At 66.9% G+C, this 2,654-nt stretch carries 4 protein-coding genes and 1 pseudogene; all 5 read left to right on the plus strand.

The features are described from left to right. Positions 1 to 286 (plus strand): hypothetical protein (locus ACEW8G_RS13170; protein ID WP_373488866.1); only part of this gene is annotated, 286 nt, incomplete at its 5' end. Then, positions 283 to 678 (plus strand): VRR-NUC domain-containing protein, encoded by a 396-nt coding sequence (locus ACEW8G_RS13175; protein ID WP_373488867.1) that lies wholly within the window; start codon positions 283 to 285, stop codon positions 676 to 678. The genes ACEW8G_RS13170 and ACEW8G_RS13175, both read left to right, overlap by 4 nt. Beyond that, a complete protein-coding gene (locus ACEW8G_RS13180) occupies positions 675 to 1,700 on the plus strand; it encodes a helix-turn-helix domain-containing protein (RefSeq protein ID WP_373488868.1) in 1,026 nt (341 codons plus the stop codon). Before ACEW8G_RS13175 ends, ACEW8G_RS13180 begins: the two co-directional genes overlap by 4 nt. Before the next feature lie 71 nt (positions 1,701 to 1,771). Then, a pseudogene (locus ACEW8G_RS13185) lies at positions 1,772 to 2,164 on the plus strand (DNA cytosine methyltransferase); the annotation flags it as partial. Positions 2,165 to 2,216: 52 nt separating this feature from the next. Next, positions 2,217 to 2,654, plus strand: a 438-nt coding sequence (locus tag ACEW8G_RS13190; RefSeq protein WP_373488869.1) for a hypothetical protein, incomplete at its 3' end; no start/stop codon positions are given.

Below are 2,654 nucleotides of genomic sequence, written 5' to 3' on the forward strand. Positions count from 1 at the left end.
GGCGCGCGGGGGCGCGGCGATGAGCATCCCCCTGCCCTTCCGCAAGCGCGCCCAGCGCGATCAAGTGCGCCAGGACTGGATCGACGAGCGGCTGCGCGAGGCGCGCATCGTCGTCGCCGATGTCGTGAACCATTCCGATCATCTGATCCGGCTGGCCTGCACTGTGCTCGTTCAACATGGCGAGACGGACCAGGAACGCGAGGACGCCCGCATCCTGCTGGTGGTGGTCGATGCAAGGCATCCCGGTCGTGGCAACCACCGGCCGGGTCCGGAGGTGGGGCCATGAAGCGGCGCGGCACCCCCGAGGCCGATCTGCAACGCGCGGTCGTGCAGGCGCTACGCGTTGCCCTGCCCCGCACGGCCATCATCCATCACTGCGCCAACGAGGTGACCGAGGCAGGCCCCCGCGGCGCAAAGCGCCAGGCGATCCTCGTCGGCATGGGCGTGCATGCAGGTTTTGCCGACCTCATGGTACTCTGCGACGGGCGCGTCCTGTTTCTTGAGCTGAAGGCCCCCAAAGGCCGACTGCGTCCCAACCAGGAGGCCTTCCGCGATGCCGTTCTGGCGCATGGCTTCGGCTGGGCCCTGGTGCGGTCTCTGGACGACGCGCTGGGCGCGTTGGCCGATCACGGGTTCACCACGCGCATCGCGCCCCCGGTTCGGATGCCCGCGCCATGAGCCATGAAGCCACCAACTGGGCCATCAAGCAGCGCGGATTGAAACCGACAGCCAAGATCGTGCTCTGGCATCTCTGCGACCGGTTCAACCCGGACTACGGCTGCTTCCCCTCACAGGCGCGGCTGGCGCATGATTGCGAAATCAGCCGCTCCACACTGAACGATCACCTCCGCCAGTTGGAGGCTGGCGGTCTGCTCCGCCGCGTGCCGCGCCTTCACCCCGTCACCAAGCGGCAGATGCCGACCCGCTACATTCTGGGGTTCGAGCCGGGCTTTACACCAAATGATCCAACCCCGTGTCCGGAAACCGGACATGGGCATGATGATGCCGAAGTTCCCTTCGCAGAGACGGACGATCCGGCAGACGAAACCCCTGCCGCGTCCGAGCCGTGTCTGAATTCTGGACACGGGGTAGGCGTCGAAGCCGTGTCCGATTTTGACCCCGACCCGTGTCCGGAAAAGGACCAGAGCCGTGTCCGGAATCCGGACACTAACCTTGTAAGAGAACCTTTAAGTAAACCAGTAAAGGAGGAGGAGGACGCGCGGGCGCGAGATTCCGATCTTGATCGGTTTTTCGCAGATCTGCTCTCGGCGCTGGGCTTCGCTGCCAACGCCAGCCTGCCCGCCTGGTGGCAGGGCGCGCCAGCGCGGCAGCACGTTCGTCGCTGGCGTGATGAGCTCGGGCTCTCTGAGGACCGGATCATCGAGGTCGCCACCGAGACCCGGCGTGATCACCCCAACCCGCCCGATGGGCCCAAAGCGCTGGATCGGTTCATGGAACGCGCCGCCCAGCGCGATGCCCAGGAGGTTGCCGCAAGTGGCAGCGCCCTGAAAGCAAAGCGCAGCCGCAAGGCGCAAGGAAAGCCACCGCCCAGCCCGGATGAGCTGGCGGCGTTCTATGCGGCCAAGGTCAATTCCGAAGAATATCTGCCCCCCAGCATGATCAGCAACGCCATGTGCGAGGCAATGCTGGCCCGCAGGCTGGTGACGGCGGACAGGTTGCGTCAGCGGGGGGTGCGGTGAATGGCTTGGTGCCACGTCCCCGGCACGGATTGTCCCTCTGCGCAGGCGGTGGAGGCTTGGATCTGGGCCTCATGCTCGCCGAGCCCGGATATCACACCCGCGCCTTTGTCGAATGGGAGGACTGGCCACGAACTGTCCTCATCGCCGCCCAGCGCGCGGGGTATTTCGCTCCAGCCCCGATCTGGGATGATCTGCGCAGCTTCGACGGCCGTCCCTTTCGCGGGGCCTTCGATATCGTCCTCGCCGGATACCCCTGCCAGCCCTTCAGCGCGGCTGGAAAACGCGGAGGCGCGGACGATCCCCGCCACCTCTGGCCAGAGGTCGCCCGTGTCATCGGGGAATGCCGTCCCGCATGGGTCTACCTCGAAAACGTGCCCGGCCACGTCAGCCTCGGCCTTGAAACCGTGCTGCGAGAGCTTTGGGGCATGGGCTACACGCCTGCGGCGGGCCTGTTCAGTGCGGCAGAAGTTGGCGCGCCGCATCAGCGGCTGCGCATCTTCATCCTGGCCCACACCGATGAGCCTGCATCCCGGCACGGCAACCTACAACCCGGCAGGCAACAGCGACTTCACCCGCAAGGCGGAAGCACTGGCGCTGGGCATCGCCAACTGGTCGACGCCGAAGGCGACGGACGGCGCGAAGGGCGGCCCGGGTCAGAGCTACGGTTCGGGCGGGACACCGCCCCTGCCAGCGCAGGCGGCGCAATGGCAAACGCCGGTGGCGGACGATCAGGTCGACCGGCTGCGCGGCAAGATCAACAGCCGGGGCGAGCCGAAGCTGTCGGCGCAGGCGCTGCAATGGCCGACACCGGCCGCACAGAACTGGAAGGGATCCAGCGAGGCCAGCATCACCCGGGCGGATGGCAAATCCCGGATGGATATTCTTCACTACCGGGCGGAGCAGGGCTTCACCCGCCCGGCCCCGGCGACCACGACGCGTGGCGCGCGGTCCTCG

Source organism: Blastomonas sp. (genome assembly GCF_041747255.1).
Classification (GTDB): domain Bacteria; phylum Pseudomonadota; class Alphaproteobacteria; order Sphingomonadales; family Sphingomonadaceae; genus Blastomonas.

Coding starts and splice junctions, on each gene's coding strand:
- ACEW8G_RS13175 (WP_373488867.1), top strand. CDS start 283: ATGAAGCGGCGCGGCACCCCCGAGGCCGATCTGCAACGCGCGGTCGTG.
- ACEW8G_RS13180 (WP_373488868.1), top strand. CDS start 675: ATGAGCCATGAAGCCACCAACTGGGCCATCAAGCAGCGCGGATTGAAA.